The organism is Pedobacter sp. GW460-11-11-14-TSB4, assembly GCF_059423705.1.
The window spans coordinates 1-18,888 of the sequence record NZ_JBWKYI010000021.1 but is presented as its reverse complement, the minus strand read 5'-3'; the positions used below and the strand labels follow the sequence as shown (position 1 = coordinate 18,888).

Here is an 18,888-nt window from a genome sequence, read left to right as displayed (position 1 = left end):
GGTGCTCCAACACCGTCCTTTTTATCTTCCTATTTCGAGATGGTTACCTGTTTTCCTTTTATCTCATATTTAAAATTATTTTCAGTTGCTTTTAAGGCGTGTAAAACTTCTTCAATACTTTCGTTGGTGATGGTTGCCGTAAAACGGTATTTTTCTATTGAAGGATCTGTAAACTTAATTTCTACGTTATACCATTTTTCTAAAACATTCTTAATCTCATCAAAATCCTGATCGTATATTTCGATCCGGTTCTGCGTCCATGCGGTTTCTACAATGGTGCTATCTTTAATCTTGGTGTAATGATTGATCGTAATTTCGGGCTGTAAGGCTGTAGGCTTAAGCAATTTACTTTTTTGTTGCGGCGCAACATTTTTGTAAAAAGTAACTTTCTGACTTGGTTTTAAAGTAATGGTTCCGCCATTTCCATTTATCGCCTCCATGGTAATTAAGCCACGAATTAAAGTGGCTTCTGACGTTGTTTCATCAGGATAAGCTTTCACATTAAAAGCAGTACCCAGTACATTGATGTTAAAATCACTTGTATGTACTTTAAAAGGTTTATTTTTATCATGGGCTACATCAAAAAAAGCCTCGCCTGTTAAGGTCACCTCTCTGCACTGATCGTTAAAACCTTTGGTAACAGATAAAGAACTTTTTGCGTTTAAGAGTACCGATGTTCCATCCTGAAGCTTAATTTTTTTACGTTCACCACTTTTTGTAGTAAAAGTATAAACCTCCTGCACCACGTTTTTGGTATTACTGTTATTAAAGTAGCTATTGTAAACCAAAACCGAGCCCAGCACAAAAACCAATGCGGCTGCAATTTTAAGCCATAAATAACGGTTCAGTTTAACTACCTTTTCTTCAGGAAACATACTTTCCTTCAAACTTTCCGTCTGTTTAGTTAAGGGGCGTTTATTGCCACTCAATATCAGATAAAGTTTTTTTGCTTCTGCAATTACTGCAGCCTGCTCGGGGTGGGCATTAACGTACTTCTCCCAATATCCAATGCAAAGCTTGTCGGTTCCAGCGCAATATTGCTGAAAAGTGCTATCGACAAGAAAATCTTCTGCATTGAATTTACTTCTATCAACCATTCTAATTTGCCTTTTATATATCAGTGCCCAAAAGCTTTACTTTTTCCTAAGGAAATTTTAACTTTTTTTTAACACAGCCGAATATATGCGCTGAAAGCAGATTAAATGAAGAAATTTAATTTGCAGGAATGCAGCTTAAGAAACACAAAGGAGTTGATCCGCTCAAGGTTTAAGTAGTTTTTATGTTTTTTGGAAAGCAATTGCACGGGAAGCCGCCAAGTAGCACCAGCCCGTTGTTCCTAAACCCCTGCCTGCAGCAGGCAGGCGGTAGAAACGGAAATCCTTTTTATTGCTTACAACCATATTTAACTATAACGTTTATTTGCAATAAAAAGATTGGAGTGTATATCGGGACTATAGCACCCACGGAGACAGGGATGTTCGTTTTCAAAATATAAAAACCACTATCTCAAACTGGCAGACTGTGAGAATAGAAAGACTTCAGAAATTTAAGTTATTAATTTTTGGGGCGTTTTAACACGCTATCCGCTGTATCTTTTGGCTTTCCTTCAACTGGCTCAGGATCACCAAAAGGATGCCGCTCCTATCGTTAACGCAGATTTTCTGCCCAAATCAGAAGTTTATAAAGGAATTGAACTAACTGCAAAAGATCTCTCCATTCCGCTGCGCTGCAATCGAGATGACGAAATGCGGAGATTTACGCATTAAATTCTTTTCTCAGGATTTTAAGCGCATCGTAAATGGTATTGTAGGCTGTTTTTATTGTCTGATTACTTTGCTCGGCGATCTGTTCATAACTTAATCCATCAAAAAACTTCAAATGGATAAGCTGTTTTTGGCGAAAGGTCAGTTTTTCGAGGGCATTTTTAAGCTGATGTTGCACCAGTTCATCACTTTGTACTTTAACAATAAACTCTTCGTAACTCATTTCCATCCACTCACCATCGGCGCCAGCATTAAAAAGTGCATCGTTAATTTTGCGCTTCCTTTCTAAAATCCTGAGCAGTTTGCGTTTAAGGAAGGTACGCAGATAGGCTTCAACATGATCAACACGGCTTAGGCTTTCGTGTTTCTCCCAAATGGTGGTAAATACAAGGTCCGTAGCTTCACTGGAAGTATCTGCATCGGCACAAACCCTGATCCCGAAATTTACAAGCGGGTAATAAAGTGCCGCATAGAGATCAAAAAACGCATCTTTATCGCCAACCCGTAATCGTTCCCATAATAAGTGATGCGCTAATTTGTTATCCATTAAAATTGTTAGTTGTTATCACAATATTAACTAAAAACAACAAGATTATTACGTACAGATTTCGATCAATTAAAAAAACCTATCAGGTTTCGAAAACCTGATAGGTTTGAATATTATTTTAAAGCCGTTTTGCTGAAAATATGATATTCACCAGGGGCCAAAGTTCTGTTATAGCTATTTGATGAAAGGTCAATACTGCTTCCAACCGCATCGACCCAAATGCCCGATGAACCAAAATCAATATTGGCCGTCTGGCTTACCACATCAAAATTTCCAACCACCACTACCGTATTTGCACCCTCTATTAGTTTAATATACTTGATTCCACCAGCCAGGTTATAACTTGAGTTTGTTGAATTAAAAATGCTGTTATTCTTTTTCAACCTGATCAATTTAGCATAGGCATCGTACAAAGCTTTACGGTTCGGATCGGTATAATAATCCCATTTAATTGGTTTTTCACCTGTTCTTCCATTAAAATCGATGCTGATATCATAACCCAATTCACCAAACTGCCAGATCATTTTTGGTCCGGGGATACTAAATAGAAAAGCAGCAACCAGTTCTTCTCTTTTTAACGAAGTAGCCAAGTTTCCTTTAATTACATAACTGCCCGAAGCATTACCATAGCTGATGTTTTTAAAATTCAACCGCTCTTCATCGTGACTCTCACCATAACCAACCAAATTTTCAGACTTCGTAAAACCATGATTGGCATAAAAACCCCATTGAAAATTAGAGCCATCTAACCAGCCCATTGTAGCCTCGTTCATGTTGTAATTCATGTTGTTCCACAGCATCATACCGTCATCGGCCAATACCTTTTCTTCTGATTCTTCAGCAAAATGCTCTAAAATCACGTAGAAATTCGGATCAATACTTTTGATATAGCCATTATAGTCTTTCCAGGTCGCAATCCGGCCAGCATCATATAACCTAAACTGTCCATCATCAGTTGATTGCTTTTGCGTAAATCCTTTCGAAAGATCGAAACGGAAACCATCAATTTTATATTGCTGCATCCAAAACTTCATCACATCTTTCGAGAATTTTTTGGTCGCTAAATGCTCGTGGTTAAAATCATAACCTACATTAAATGGATGTTTAGCCTCAACATTAAACCATGGGCTATTTGCAGTAGGTTTTGAGCCATCGAAATACAATTGCACCATAGGCGATTGGCCAAAGGAATGGTTCAATACCATGTCCATAATCACGGCAATGCCACGGCCATGGCATTCATCGATAAAATTTTGCAAGGCCGTTTTGGTACCGTAATATTTATCAGGTGCAAAATAAAATGACGGATTATAACCCCAGCTTAAATTACCTTCAAATTCGGTTACCGGCATCAGCTCTATGGCATTGATCCCCAAAGCGGTTAAATAATCGAGTTTGGCTAAGGTTGAGGTATAATTATGCTCGGTGGTAAAATCGCGGATGAGCAATTCGTAAATGACCAGGTTATCTTTAGCCGGACGGACAAAACTGGCATTTTTCCAGGTGTAAGTTGGCTGATTTGCCTGCATGACACTTACAATACCTGTGGTTTTACCTGCTGGATAGGCTTTTAAGTTTGGATAGGTCGCGGCAGTAATGTATTGATCATTGTTCGGATCGAGTATTTTCTCACAATAAGGATCGGCAACCTTTAAGTTACCATCTACATAAAACTGGTAGGCATATTCTGTATTCGGGTTTAAATGATCTACCTGAACCCACCAATAACTGCCATCAGGTGTATTTTTCATTGGTGTTGTTGCTGCAGACCAATCGTTAAATTCGCCAATGAGGGAAACTGATTTTTTGCCCGGTGCATATAGGGTTACAATAGCCGATGTTCCGTTATTGATAAATACCACCCCATCTTTGGCTCCCGCTGGTAAAGCTGCTGTTTGGTTTGTTGGCGAAGGATCCAAACCGCTATCTGTTGATGTTTTTTTACAGGCGGTATTGAACGCTGTTACCAATAGCAATAGATAGACTATCTTTTTTGCTTTTTTTGTTTCGTGCAGACACGAACCAAGACGGTAAATTATTTTTTTCATTTGGTTAGGGGTTTTATTAATTCACGTCATTGCGAGGCCCGAAGCAATCTTACCACGATCGCTTTAAGATTGCTTCCCCGAAAAGTCGGGACAGGCAGTCGTTCCTACTCTCAATGACGAACCTTTCTATCGGTCTGTGCGCTCACAAACCGAAATACCCGCTAATGGTTTGTGAGCACACAAACCACGGACATCAATCAAATGGTCTGTGGGAGGCACAGACCATGGAATATCTATACTGATCTATTTTCTTCTACTCCAAGTTTGGCAGCTAAAACTTCATCCGTTTTTTTGGGTTCACGGATAAATACATAACAGATTACAGCGGCTAAAATCATTAAGCCACCACCCAATTGAACAGCTAAAAGCCTGTCGTTATTAAGTACATTGCGCATTAACCAGCCAAAACCAAGTGAAGCAATAATTTCGGGCAGCACAATAAAAAAGTTAAAAATACCCATGTAGATCCCGATTTTATCTTTAGGTAAAGAACCGCTTAACATGGCGTAAGGCATAGAAAGGATACTGGCCCAGGCAATACCAACCCCTGTCATACAGAGATACAGCATATTTTTATCATGAACCCAGGCCACACTGATTAAACCAATTGCCCCACAAATTAAGCATAAAGCATGTGTGGTTTTTCTCCCTAGCGCATCTGCAATTTTTGGCAATACCAAAGCAAACAGAAAAGTAATTACGCTATAATAAGCGAGGGTTAAACTGCCAAAATCGGCACCTTGTGCGTAAACCGGGTCGGCAGCATCTTTCCCACCAAAAACGTTCACGGCAACAGCTGTGGTATAATAAAACCACATTAAAAACAAACCTGGCCATGTAAAAAACTGAACCAAAGAAACAATCTGCATTCTTTTTGGCATGTTCCTTAAGGCATGAAAAATTTCCCTTGCACCACCACCAAAACCTTTATTGCTTTCTTTTACTTTTTCTTTAAAATCTACATCTTGCGGAGGATATTCTTTGGTGGTAAAAACCGTCCACAATACGGCAGCAAAGAAGAAAAAAGCGCCTATATAAAAAGAGAACTTTACATTTTCAGGAATACTTCCCTGTTCGGCGGTATTGGTTAAGTGGAATACATTGTTCATAATCCATGGTAAGGCCGAAGCTACACTTCCACCCAAACCAATCATCATACTTTGCATAATGAAACCGCGGTTCACCTGACTATCGGGTAATTTATCGGTCACAAATGCACGGAAAGGTTCCATGGCAATGTTCCCAAAAACATCCAGGATCCAAAGCAAACCAGCTGCCATCCACAGCACACTGCTATGCGGCATAAAAATTAAAGCAATGCTGCTCACAATGGCCCCAATCATAAAATAAGGTCTTCTTCTACCCCATTTTGGATGCCAGGTACGATCGCTCAGGTAACCAATAATCGGCTGCACCAATAATCCGGTTAAGGGCGCAGCCAAAAACAATAAAGGAACCTGATCGGGATTGGCACCAAGGTTTTCGTAAATACGCCCCATGTTTGCACGCTGTAAATCCCAACCGAATTGAATCCCAAAAAAACCAACACTCATGTTGATGATTTGTACAAGTGTTAATTTTGGGTTCTCGAATATTGTTTTTAAGCTCATTTTGTTTAGTTTAAGCGCTTAGCGCTGGGCGCATGGCGTCCTATTCGGTTAATAAATTAATTTAAATATTTCATCTACACCATTCTCTACCGCCAAACGCGTGACGCTTAACGCATGGCAATTGGTTAAAATTCAATCACCTGTGCACTAACGGGTGCAAGGCTTACGGGTATGCTTGTTCCGGCCGGGATATTTAATTTTCTGTCTGTTAACAAATCTGTAACCGGAGATGAATGTTTAACTTTTAAAATCTGATCAGGGATTTCGATATTGGCGGTTAAGGTTTGTGTCCGATCAAAATTGGCCACTACCAATAAACGTTGTTTACCTGAGTAACGGATAAAAGCATACATGCGATTATTCATATTACCTGTAACCGGCACCTCATAAATTTCACCATTCATTACGGCATCACTCGATGAAGTAACTTTTAATAACTGTTGATAATAAGCGCGTAATTTCTGCTCGTTTTCACTTAATTTTTTACCATCAAAGGCGCCATTATTCATCCATTTCTGGTGGCTTGGAACACCCCAATAATCAAAAATAGTGGTTCGGTTATCATCTCCGCCAAAACCCTCTTGTCCTTTTCCGGGCTCACCCACCTCTTGCCCGAAATAAAGCATCACCGGACCAGCACCTAATGTTGCCGAAACAACCATTGCAGGTAAAGCCAGCTCGGCCTTGCCTGCAAATCCTGCTGATGCAATACGTTCTTCATCGTGATTTTCTAAAAAGCGCAACATATGTTTGCCAAAACCAGCACTCTCTACCTGCCACACGTGTTTAATCGCCGCTACATCTGCAGTTGGTTCATTTCTGATCAGTTTTTTAAGTCCATCGTATAAACCCACTTTATCGTAGAGGTAATCGAATTTACCTTCATCTAAATATTGTTTGTAAACTTTTGGATTGTAGGCTTCGCCCAGAAAAATCAAATCAGGATTCACTTTTTTCACTTGTGGAATTACCCAGTTCCAAAACGCAATAGGCACCATTTCGGCCATATCACATCTAAAACCATCCACGCCTTTGTTGGTCCAATAGGTTAAAATATCGCGCATTTTTAACCAAACCGGAGGAATGGGATTGAAGTATTGTTTTTCGCCATTCTGATAATCTACCCCATAATTCAATTTAATGGTTTCGTACCAGTCATCGTATTTAGGCTGTGGTGAAAATACATTGTTACCGGTAGCTTTTGCCGGATTCTCATTAAACTTACCGTCCTGCAAAACCGAAAGCGGTGTTTGTGTTGCCCCACCAGTTGGCGATGCAAAAGGCTGACCAGGGCTATAATAAAAATCGTTGCTGGCGCTAAAAGCTTTGGTTACATCATCCTGGGCACCAAAATCGACTACATCTTTTGGTTTTGCATAAGAATGGTAACTTCTGGCTACGTGATTGGGAACAAAATCGATCAGCACTTTTAAGTTTTTAGCATGTGTTCTTTTCACCAGTGCTTCAAACTCCTTCATTCTGTTTTTAACATCAACCGCCAGATCGGGATCTACATCATAATAATCGCGGATGGCATAAGGAGATCCCGCTCTACCCTTTACCACATCGGCGTCATCAGGTTTAATTCCATAGGCCGAATAATCGGTTAAACTTGCATGGGCCAATGCGCCGGTATACCACACATAGTTTACATGGAGTTCTTTTATACCGTCTAAAGCTTTATCGGTAATATCGTTAAACTTACCAGAACCATTTTGTTCAATGGTTCCGTAAGGGGTATTGGTTGTATTTTTATTCCCAAATAAACGGGGCAATAACTGGTAAATAACGATCTGCTTATCGTTCATTTTTGTAGACTGTTTTTGTGCAAAGGATGATAGTGAGAGAATTGCAAAGGTAAGGGAAAGTGATATAATCATCCCCCTACCCCCTCTAGAGGGGGACAAATGAAACGCGGGACTGTTATCTCGTTTAGTTAAACCGAGTGATTTTAACCCTCTACCTTCCACCTTTAAACCCTCTACCTTTCTCATACCAATTCTGCGTTATTCACTTCAATTTCGGTATTTCCCGCCAATTTATAAAGCTGGTTTCTGATGCCGATTTCTAAATCAACCGCTGCATTGTTTTTGATGCTGATGCCGCTCTCGGTAATATTGATCTTTAAGGTAGCGCCTCTGAAACCAATGGTAAACGAAAAAGATTTCCATTTGCCTGGCAAGAAAGGATTAAACTGCAGTTTACCTTCACGCACACGCATACCTGCAAAACCTTCTACCACACTCATCCAGGTTCCTGCCATCGAAGTGATGTGCAAACCATCTTCGGTATCGTTGTTATAATCATCCAGATCTAAACGGGCAGTACGCAGATAAAATTCATAGGCGCGTGCTTCGTCATTTAATTTTGCCGCTAAAATACTGTGTACACAAGGAGATAATGAGCTTTCGTGTACGGTACGCGGTTCATAAAAATCGAAATTGCGTTTCAAAGTATCCAGATCGTAGTCTTCTTCAAAGAAATATAATCCCTGTAAAACATCAGCCTGTTTAATGAAACACGAACGTAAAATCCTGTCCCAGCTCCACTTCTGGTTAATCGGACGTTCGCTCGCCGGCAGATCTTTAACTAAAGTTTGTTCTTTATCGAGGTAGCCATCCTGTTGTAAGAAAATACCCAATTTTTCATCCTGCGGATAATACATCTTTTCGATAATATCTGCCCAATCGGCAAATTCCTTTTGATCGAAATTTAAGCTTTTTAATAAACTGTTATATTTTTCTGGCTGCTGCGTTTTCACGATTTCGGCAGCTTCGGTTGCATATTTCATACACCAGGTAGCCAAAATATTGGTGTACCAGTTGTTGTTTACATTGTTCTCGTATTCGTTTGGACCAGTTACGCCAAGCATTACGTATTGCTGTTTATCGTTGCTCCAGTTAACACGTTGTTTCCAGAAACGGGCAATACCGATCAATACTTCCAAACCAAAATCAGAAAGATAACTTTCATCGCCTGTATAGCGGATATAATTGAAAATGGCAAAAGCGATGGCCCCATTCCGGTGGATTTCTTCGAATGTAATTTCCCACTCGTTATGGCATTCTTCACCATTCATCGTCACCATTGGATAAAGTGCGGCACCATCTTTAAAGCCTAATTTCGCTGCATTTTCTATTGCCTTGCCCAATTGTTTATGGCGATAAACTAATAGGTTTTTGCTTACTTCCTGTGGGGCTGTTGCCAGGTAAAAAGGCACACAATAGGCTTCTGTATCCCAATAGGTAGAGCCCCCATATTTTTCGCCAGTAAAACCTTTCGGACCGATGTTCAAGCGGTCATCTTTACCAGTGTAGGTTTGAAAAAGCTGAAAAATATTGAAACGAATGGCTTGTTGGGCTGAAACATCACCTTCGATAATGATATCACTTTCTTCCCACTTGCTTGCCCAGGCTTCAGTTTGTTCTTTTAATAAAGTATCAAAACCTTTGGCAGATGCTTTGGCAATTATCGATTTTGTTTCTTTTAGAAGTGATTCTTTTGGATAATTTTCTGAAGATAAATTCGCCGCAATTTTGACCAAACTGATCTCTTCGTTTGCTTTTACCTCAAGAGAAAAAGTTTGCCCCACAAATTTCTCTTTGCGAACCGCCTCTGGGTTAATCGCTAATTTCTCCGCATTTTTATATAGTTCAATATTACTCCCGGTACAAACCTCAAATTCAGTTTTCTTAGTTCTTAATTTAATGTAAGCCTCTGTTCCAGAAATTTCATCTGCAACTTTATCCCAGAATTTTTCGTCGTAGTTACTGTCCTGATTTTTAACATCGCCATCAATAAAAGGCATTAATGTTAATCTGCCATCGAAATTTAACGGCGTAATGCTATAACGGATGGCACCCACTTCATCATCAGCGATGCTGCAAAAACGGGTTGATTTAACTTTTAAGGTTTTACCACTTTTTAATTTTGCCGTAAAAGTACGCTCCAGGTATCCGGCATGCATGTTCAACACACGTTTAAAATCGCTTACCTCAGCTGTTGCCAGATCAAGGATTTCACCATCTAGTTTTACTTCAATGCCTATCCAGTTTGCTGCGTTTAATACTTTTGCAAAATATTCCGGATACCCGTTTTTCCACCAGCCCACACGGGTTTTATCTGGATAATAAACACCTGCAACATAATTTCCAGGTAAGGTTTCTCCGGTGTAAGTTTCTTCAAAATTGGCGCGCTGGCCCATACGGCCATTACCTAAGCTGAAAATACTTTCGGAAATTTTATTTAAATGTGGATCAAAGCCTTCTTCGATAATATTCCACTCATCTGCTTTAATGTAATTTTTCATATTTAGTCAAGTAGCGAGTAACTAGTATCAAGTAATTAGAATTGAGTATCAAGATAAATTTACTACTTGATACTTACTACTTAATACTTGCTACTCCTTTACAATTCTTCTAGGTCTTTAACTGTTAATTTGTCTAATCCGCTTACGACTACATCTGCCTGGGTAAGCACGCTTTTTTCGCCGATACCGATGGCTTTCATTCCGCCTCTTTTTGCAGCCTCTACACCCGCAACAGCATCTTCAAAAACCACACATTCGTCAGGTGCGAAGCCTAAGAGTTCGGCTCCTTTTAAAAATACTTCCGGATCGGGTTTTGATTTGGTCACCATGTTTCCGTCAACAATCTTATCGAAGAAATGAGCAAGATCTGTTTTCTCCAAAATAATTCCTGAGTTTTTACTTGCCGAGCCTAAAGCCAATTTGTAACCCGCTTTATGAATCGCCGTTAAGAAATCAACCGTTCCAGGTAGAACTTCTGCAGGTGTCATTTTAGTAATCATATCTACATACCAGCTATTTTTTAAGCCAGCAAGCTCATCCTTTTCGCTATCTGTTTTTTCTATACCACCCCAGGCCAAAATCTTATTCAAACTTTCTACGCGACTAACACCTTTCAACTGTTCGTTCTGCTCTTCTGTAAAATCGAAACCCATGGTGTTGGCTAAACGTTTCCAGGCTTTGTAGTGATAAACGGCGGTGTCAACCAGGACGCCATCGAGGTCAAAAAGACAAGCCTTGATTTTAGTCGGAAGTCCGGAGTCCGAAGTCGGGAGTATTTCTAGCATATTTTTTATCTGTAGTCGTCGACTTAAGTCGACGGGAATTAATTTAATACTAAAACCAATGTTGTTTTAGCAGGCACTTTAATGCTTTTAAAATCGATGTTTTCACCTGTGATTACATTTTTAGCGGCTGTAATCCCTTTTGTTCTTTCGGCAAAACGATCGGTATTTATTATTTTTTCTTTGTCAATATTGTTTACTATAACCATTACTGTTCCTTTTGGTTCTGCATTGTAGCGGAAATAAACATAAATATCATCCTGAGGGACAAATTGCATCAGTTTACCTGTTTGTAGTGCTGCGCTGCTTTTGCGAAAATTTGCCAAGGTTTTAACAAAGTTGAAGGCATCATTTTCTTTATTGGTACGGCCATTAGCGATGAACTTATCTTTTTTATCGCCTTCCCATCCACCAGGGAAATCAGAACGGATTAAACCATCGGGATTGGAAAAGTTTTTCATTAAAATTTCTGTTCCGTAATACATTTCAGGAATGCCGCGCATGGTTAACAGGATGCTCATTCCCATTTTATATTTATCTAAATCTTCGCCCACCATCGAATAGAAGCGGCTCATATCATGGTTATCCAAAAAGATGCAGTTGGTATTTGGATTTTTATAAAGAAAATCGTGCGCTAATGTGGCATACAAACGGTTAATTCCGTCAACCCAACCGTTCTTGCCATTTATTCCTTCGTAAATGGCATCTTTCAAAGTGGCATCGGTTATACCTTGAAGGTGTGTATCAAAACCACGGTTAACGGTATTTCCTCCTGTAAAAAAGGCCTGGTTGGCCACTGCAGTCACCAACGTTTCACCAAAAACAGATAGATGAGGGAATTCCGCCTGAACTTTTAAAGCCCAATCGGCCATATAAACGGGATCGTTATACCCGTAAGTATCCAAACGCAAACCATCAATACCAGCATATTCAATCCACCAAATGTGATTTTGGGTAAGGTAGTTCTGCACATAAGGATTGGTTTGATTTAAATCGGGCATTGAAGGTACAAACCAACCATCTAACATCTGTTTACGATCTGCCGTAGAGGCATGCACATCCATCACGGTCTGATCGCGGTAACTCGTTTGGGTATATTTTGGCCATTGGTTTAACCAGTTTTTCATTGGTAAATCTTTATAAAACCAATGTTGTGTACCAATGTGGTTGTGTACAATATCTTTAATTACTTTTAATCCTTTGGCATGGGCAATCTCTACATACTTTTTGTAAAGTGCATTTGTGCCATAACGGGGATCTATTTTATAGTGATCAGTTACTGCGTAGCCGTGGTAAGAAGCCTGTGGCATATCGTTTTCTACCTCCGGAGTCATCCAGACTGTAGTTACACCCAAATCTTTCAGGTAATCGAGGTGGTTAATTACGCCTTGTATATCGCCACCATGACGGTAGTACATGCTATCGCGGTTTAATGCCATTTCTGTTAAACCCTGAACTACATCGTTGCTTTTATCGCCATTCGAAAAACGATCGGGCATAAGCAGATAAATAAAATCTTTGTTGGTTACGCCCTGAATTCTACCCGCGCTTTTATCGCGGTTTTTTAATTCGTAAGTGTAACTGAATATCTTTTTGCCATTTACAGAAAAATTGATTGGAAAACTACCCGATTTTACGGTAGCGGCAATTGTTAAATCGAGAAATAGATAATTGGGATTTTCTACTTTATTTACTTTAACCAGCTTAACGCCTGGATAAGTTAAGGCTACTGTGGTTTGGGCAATGTTATCGCCGTGCACGAGTAACTGTAATTTAGGATTATGCATCCCCACGTACCAGAACATGGGCTCTACACGCTCCAGCTTTTGGGCGAAGAGATTGATACTGCTAAACAGTACAACCAGGACAATGAATATTTTTTTTAATCCCGGCACATTTGCGTGGATTTTAGTTTGAGCATTAAAGGGAGAGGCAATAACGGAAGAAAAGGTAGCTGAGGTAAGCGATTTTATCATGCTAAAACTTTTTAATGATTTTAAAAATCCTGCAGAGATCAAACGATCTCTACAGGAATAGTTTAGTTAATGATTAATTTTTAACCATGGTGTATGATCCGGTTTTACCATCAGCATTAACGGTTAAGGTTAAAGTATAGGTTCCGGCATCGGTTACCATGATATCAGCGCCATTGTTGCCAATACTGGTTGTCCAATCGTGGTTTAATCTGAATTTAAAAGCACCGGCTGTTAAAGCAATTTTCGCTTGCCAGGTGCCTTTTCCATCATTAATAAATTTTAAATCGGTATCTACTGCCCAGTTACTGCCAGGAATTGCACTACCAATAACAGACCAGTAGTCGGCTTTTGCAATGGTATAGGTTTTCTTATTTAAGTCAACGGTTAGTAGTTTGAATTCTGCAGATACTGAACTGATATCGCCTCCAGAGGTACTAATTGTACCACCACCTGCATCGCCATAAGCTACATCCCATTTTTTTTCTGGTGTAATTTTAAACGGACTACCATCAAACTTGATGATTCCGGTATAAATGCCATTGCTGGTTAAGGACACCAAACTATCAGCTGTTGAAGGGTTCCAGCCCTGATAATTGCCAGGTACATAAATCCATGCCGATGCTAAATAAGGGGTAGCGCTTAACGTAATTACATTAGAATAGGTCATGGCATTTGCCGCAGCACCTGATTTCAACCTTACTTCTACCTGCGCCGGTGTACCGATAGTTGCACCCAGTGCTAACATCATGGTATTAAAATCGTTTACCGTAGGCGAATAGGAAGTTGTACTGATTACATATTCTTTAGGCGAAGCAAAGTTTTTTCCTTTAATATCAAACTGAATGGTAGAGGTTACCGGAACCGTGTAACCCGTAACGGTTGATGCAGGAAATGTTAAGGTCAACGCAGGTTTTGTTCCATTTGCCTGTACTAAGCTTAAGCTCGTAGCCGAGGCAGTAAGTGTACCCGCAGGGCTTACATTCGAAACCGTCTGCGTTTCGTCTTTTTTGCAAGACCAAAGCGATACCGCTAAACAGCATACCGCTAAGGATTTAAATAATATTGATTTCATATGTTATGAGATTAATAACCAGTGTTTTGAACCAGATTCGGATTTGCAATTAAATCGGCATTCGGAATCGGATATAGATTACGGTAAGCAGGCAAACTAGTACCAGCTTTTACACCACCTTTAAACGGCCATAAATAAGTAGCGCCGGTAAATTTGCCATAACGGATTAAATCGGTACGACGGTGACCTTCCCAATACAACTCGCGACCTCTTTCATCTAAATAAAAATCAGTTGTTAAAGCTGCTGCGCTAACATTACCGCTTGCATTGCCATAAGCTCTTTGACGTAATCTATTCACGTAAGTTAAAGCATCTGTTACATTACCACCCGAACCGCCTCTGGCGACTGCTTCTCCATAAATAAGATATTGTTCTGCCAAACGGAAAAGGGCAAAATCTAAAGAACTGAATGTTCCGTTTAATGATGCAGGCGTTGTTCCGCCGGAAGTTACATTTTTAAACTTGGTTACCTTTAAACCATCATTAGGATCTGAAATGGCATCTATTGTGGCTTTCGGTCCAACAAAAACACCACGTTTATCAATAGATCCTGTAGTATTAGGAAATAAGGCTGGTAAATTCTGACGGGTACGGTTACCGGCCCAACCACCATTTGGCACACCATAGTCACCTGCCACCATACCTGCAGCATCAGCTGATGCATAAACTGCTGCGTTGATCAGGAAAGTGGTACCTCCGTAATTGGTTCCGTTTACACCGTCATAATTAATGGTTAATATATTCTCGGTGTTTCCGATATTGTTATCTGCTTTAAACAGATTGGCATAACTCGGATTTAAAGTATAACTGGCCGCAATAACTTTACTTGAATAGGTAATCGCTTCAGTGTATTTTGCAGTACCGGTATAAACTTGCGCATTCAAATACAACCTGGCCAGCAATGCCCAATCTGCGCCTTTATCGGCACGGCCATACTCGTTCGCACGTGGTTCAGCAAGGTCGCTTTCTATGGCTTTCAATTCTGATTCCACATAAGCAAACAAGGCTGCACGCTGAATCTGTTTAGGGTTAACCTTTCCAATTTCATCAGCTTCAGTAACAAATGGCGGATTTCCAAATGCATCTAACAATACCCAATACTGATAGGCACGTAAGAAACGGGCTTCTGCACGATAACGTGCAACATTAGTTGCATCGGCTCCGGTAATATTACGTGAAGCCAGTTTATCGGCAGTACTTTGACGTAAATAATCGTTAACCAGGGTAATTTGCGAAATACTGCGTGAGTATAACCCCCTTAAAAACTGGTTATCGGTAGACCAGGTTGCATTATCTAATTCAGGAATACCGGTATCGCCCCAGTTACACACTGCTTCATCTGTCACCAATTCTTGCGAGGTCCAGAATAACCTTAAAAAATCTGCAAAACCTGAGTTTAAGCCCCCAACATCACTGTTATCTGAACCCGATGGACTTGTTAATCCATAATTTGCATATAACCTCACCAACTGTTGTTTGTAACCTGCAGGCGTAGCGTAAGCAATATCTGCTGTTACATCGTTGGTTGGTGTTAGATTTAATGCGTCTTTTTTGCATGCGTTTAATGATAACACTAAAACCGCCGATGCCAATATTATTTTAAATGAGCTTTTCATTTTATTTTCTTCTATTAAAAACCAACGTTTAAACCTAGCGTGTATGTTCTTGGTCGTGGATACAGGTTATAATCGATACCTGTAGCTAATTCCGGATCAAGACCTTTGTATTTCGTTACAACGAAAACATTCTGGCAGTTTGCCGAAATTCTCATCGTTGCGGTTCCATCTTTAGATAGTTTGCCAATATTATAGGCTAAACCTAAATTATCCATTTTCAGAAAGGATGCATTCTTGATATAGTAATCGCTCAGGTATTGCGTATTGGTAAAACCAGTATTCAATATATCACTGCTGGCATTATTCAGGATACCTACCGAACTTAACAGGTTTGATTTGATACCAAAGTTCGAACTCACGTTATCATAAACGTAATTGCCTAAACTGGCTCTTAAAACCGTATTAACACTCCATTTTTTGTAGGTAAATGAGGTATTGAAACCAAAAGTAAATTGAGGATCCGGTGATTTATAGAAATACTGATCATCAGTAGTAATCGTACCATCACCATTTAAATCCTGATAAACACCTTCTAATGGTTTGCCGCCTGCATCATAAACCTGTTTGTACACAAAATAGGATTGAGGAATCTGATTAACCGCATTGTATTTTAAGTGGATACCGGTTCCGCCTGAGATATCACCAGCATCGATTTTAAATCCAGAGTTCGGGTTCAGGGTTAAATTGGTTACCTTTCTTTTATTGTAAGAGGCATTTACACCAAAATCCCAGGTGGTATTTTCAGTTTTAACGGCCGTAAAATTTAAGCTTACTTCTGCACCTTTAACATCCATATTACCTACGTTGGTAACCAGTTCATTGCTAAAGTTTGTTCCTACCGGAATGGTAATCTTACTTAATAAATCGGCAGTTTTTTTATAATACACATCAATGCTACCATATAACCTTCCGCCTAAAAATCCATAATCTAAACCTGCATTATAAGTAGTAGTGGTTTCCCATCTCAAATCAGGATCATATCCAGCCGGGGCATAATAATTGTAAAAAGTATTGCCAATCTGGTATTGACCTGTATTGCTGCTGGCATAATATTTAGCGATGTAATTGTAGTTACCAATATCAGCACCATCCTTATTACCTGTTTCGCCATAACTTAATCTCAATTTCAGATCAGATAACACTTTGCTGTCTTTAAGGAAATTTTCTCCGATAATTCTCCAGGTAAAACCCACTGAAGGGAAATATCCCCAGCGATTGCTTTCAGCAAATTTTGAAGAAGCATCGGCACGCATCGTAGCCGACAGGATGTATTTATCAGCAAGAGTATAGTTAAATCTTCCGTAGTAAGAAAGCATTTTATTACGTTCTACAGAAAATGGGAAAACCGGGGTAACGATTGGTACACCTAACCCGGTGTAGTTGGTAAAGTTATAACCAGTGGTGGCAATATCATAATAACCATAACCAGCAGTTACATCAAATCTACTTTTAATGCTTTCTACGGTATGTGCATAATTTAAATAGAACTCAGAAAATTTATCAGCTTCTGTTTTTAAAGCCCTAGAAAATGAGCCGCTTGTTGCTGCAGATTGAGCAGCGTAAGTTGGCACAGCAATGCTACCATAACCTTTAGATACATCGTAACCAAGATTTAGGTTCGCGTGTAATTCTGGTAAAAAGTGAAATGAGTAATCGAATTTAGCGTTACCTACACTCCGTGCAGCATTACCGTTATTATCCTGTAATCTGATTAATGCAACAGGGTTACGTGGTGCATTTGGGTTCGGAACCATTGCACTTCCTGTACCTTGTGTCCATTCAAAATAATTACCGTATTTATTGTCTGCATAAATTGGCTGTGTTGGATCGAACTGAATAGCTGAGTTAATTGCACCAGCATTTGCAAAATGCGAATCGGTTAACGATCCTTTTAAGTTTAAATCGATCTTTAAATGATCTTTAAACAATCTTGGTGATAAAGTAATTGAACCTGTTCCACGTTTTAACTTATCGGTAATCAATAAACCATCCTGATCTAAGTAACCTGCTGAAACACGGTAAGGCACACCTTTGAACGAACCTGCTATACTCAGGTTATTATCAGAGGTAAATGCACGCTGGTAAATGGCATCCTGCCAATCGGTATTTGCCGTTCCCAACAAGGCTTTTTGTGTCGCATTGCCATTCGCATTAACATAGGCGCGAACCTGATCAGCAGACAGTACATCTACTTTTCTGGCCACTGTTGCAATGGAGTTATTGGTACTAAAGTTAATTACAGGTGCACCAGAACCACCTTTTTTAGTGGTGATTAAAATTACCCCGTTTGATGCCCTTGAACCATAAATAGCGGTTGCATTTGCGTCTTTCAGTACGGTAAAGGTTTCTATATCGTTCGGATTAATCAACGATAACGGACTTGGCGCATTATCGATGGTATTACCACTAAATGGCACCCCATCAATTACCACTAACGGATCGTTACTGGCATTCAATGATGCTCCACCACGGATACGGATCTGGCTACCTACTCCAGGTTGACCGCTGTTAGAGATGATGTTCACCCCTGCTACCTTACCCTGAATTAATTGCTCAGGTGTGGTAATTGCGCCTTTTTGAAAATCTTTCGCACTTACGGTGGTAATAGATCCGGTTAGGTTTTTCTTTTCTGCAGTACCGTAACCGATCACCACAACTTCGTTCAGTTTTTGTGCATCGGGTACCAATTGAAAATTAACAGTAGCATTTGCTGAAATGCTTACGGCTTTATCAAGGGTTTGATAACCGACAAAACTTGCAGATAAGGTTATCGAACCATCCGATAAACCTCCTAGTTTATAATTACCATTCGCATCAGTTGATGTACTTCTTGTCGTTCCTTTTACAACTACAGAAGCGCCAGGTAATGGCAGGCCGGTTTCATCAAGCACTTTACCAGACACCGATCCGGTTTGTGCTTTTACCATTAATGCTGAAAAAACTAACAGCACCAAAAGCCCCTGTTTTAACAGGTAAAATACTCTCATATTTGAAGCTCGTTTAAGTATAAAAATTTGGTTAAATATTATAGTGATTTACACATAGGCCTAATTTACAGCTGTTAATGATATTTCAAAATTTATTTAAAAAATATATTTCCGACCAAAATTGCAGCCGGAAAATCAACACAAAACTGAGCTTTTTATCAACGGTAAAAATCTATAT

The 18,888-nt window shown here is 39.7% G+C and carries 11 protein-coding genes; all 11 read right to left on the bottom strand.

All coding sequences use genetic code 11. The annotated features are described in order from the left end of the window. Positions 1-29: 29 nt before the first annotated feature. Positions 30-1,097 carry a FecR family protein gene (locus tag AC07YT_RS18250; RefSeq protein ID WP_086549076.1) on the bottom strand — a complete coding sequence of 356 codons (1,068 nt, stop codon included), beginning with the start codon at positions 1,095-1,097 and terminating at the stop codon, positions 30-32. A gap of 658 nt (positions 1,098-1,755) precedes the next feature. Continuing rightward, entirely contained in the window at positions 1,756-2,310 is a 555-nt protein-coding gene (locus AC07YT_RS18245; protein WP_086549075.1) for an RNA polymerase sigma factor, read from the bottom strand. 113 nt (positions 2,311-2,423) lie between these two features. Next, positions 2,424-4,358: an alpha-amylase family glycosyl hydrolase gene (locus tag AC07YT_RS18240; protein WP_086549074.1), complete on the bottom strand. Its 1,935-nt coding sequence runs from the start codon at positions 4,356-4,358 to the stop codon at positions 2,424-2,426. 233 nt (positions 4,359-4,591) lie between these two features. Continuing rightward, positions 4,592-5,968, bottom strand: a complete 1,377-nt coding sequence (locus AC07YT_RS18235; RefSeq protein ID WP_086549073.1) for an MFS transporter — start codon at positions 5,966-5,968, stop codon at positions 4,592-4,594. 125 nt (positions 5,969-6,093) lie between these two features. Next, positions 6,094-7,776, bottom strand: coding sequence for an alpha-amylase family protein (locus AC07YT_RS18230; RefSeq protein ID WP_494945447.1), 1,683 nt, complete (start codon positions 7,774-7,776; stop codon positions 6,094-6,096). A 182-nt stretch (positions 7,777-7,958) separates the two neighbouring features. Then, complete coding sequence (locus AC07YT_RS18225) at positions 7,959-10,277, bottom strand: glycoside hydrolase family 65 protein (protein ID WP_086549071.1); 2,319 nt, start codon at positions 10,275-10,277, stop codon at positions 7,959-7,961. 98 nt (positions 10,278-10,375) lie between these two features. Next, on the bottom strand, positions 10,376-11,062 hold the full coding sequence (pgmB, locus tag AC07YT_RS18220) for a beta-phosphoglucomutase (protein WP_086549070.1): 687 nt from the start codon (positions 11,060-11,062) through the stop codon (positions 10,376-10,378). A gap of 38 nt (positions 11,063-11,100) precedes the next feature. Continuing rightward, positions 11,101-13,035 (bottom strand): glycoside hydrolase family 13 protein, encoded by a 1,935-nt coding sequence (locus AC07YT_RS18215; RefSeq protein WP_086549069.1) that lies wholly within the window; start codon positions 13,033-13,035, stop codon positions 11,101-11,103. A 73-nt stretch (positions 13,036-13,108) separates the two neighbouring features. Then, positions 13,109-14,107 (bottom strand): SusE domain-containing protein, encoded by a 999-nt coding sequence (locus AC07YT_RS18210; protein WP_086549068.1) that lies wholly within the window; start codon positions 14,105-14,107, stop codon positions 13,109-13,111. Between the two features lie 11 nt (positions 14,108-14,118). Further along, entirely contained in the window at positions 14,119-15,723 is a 1,605-nt protein-coding gene (locus AC07YT_RS18205) for a RagB/SusD family nutrient uptake outer membrane protein (RefSeq protein WP_086549067.1), read from the bottom strand. A 14-nt stretch (positions 15,724-15,737) separates the two neighbouring features. Beyond that, positions 15,738-18,710 carry a SusC/RagA family TonB-linked outer membrane protein gene (locus AC07YT_RS18200; RefSeq protein WP_086549066.1) on the bottom strand — a complete coding sequence of 991 codons (2,973 nt, stop codon included), beginning with the start codon at positions 18,708-18,710 and terminating at the stop codon, positions 15,738-15,740. Positions 18,711-18,888: the final 178 nt, after the last annotated feature.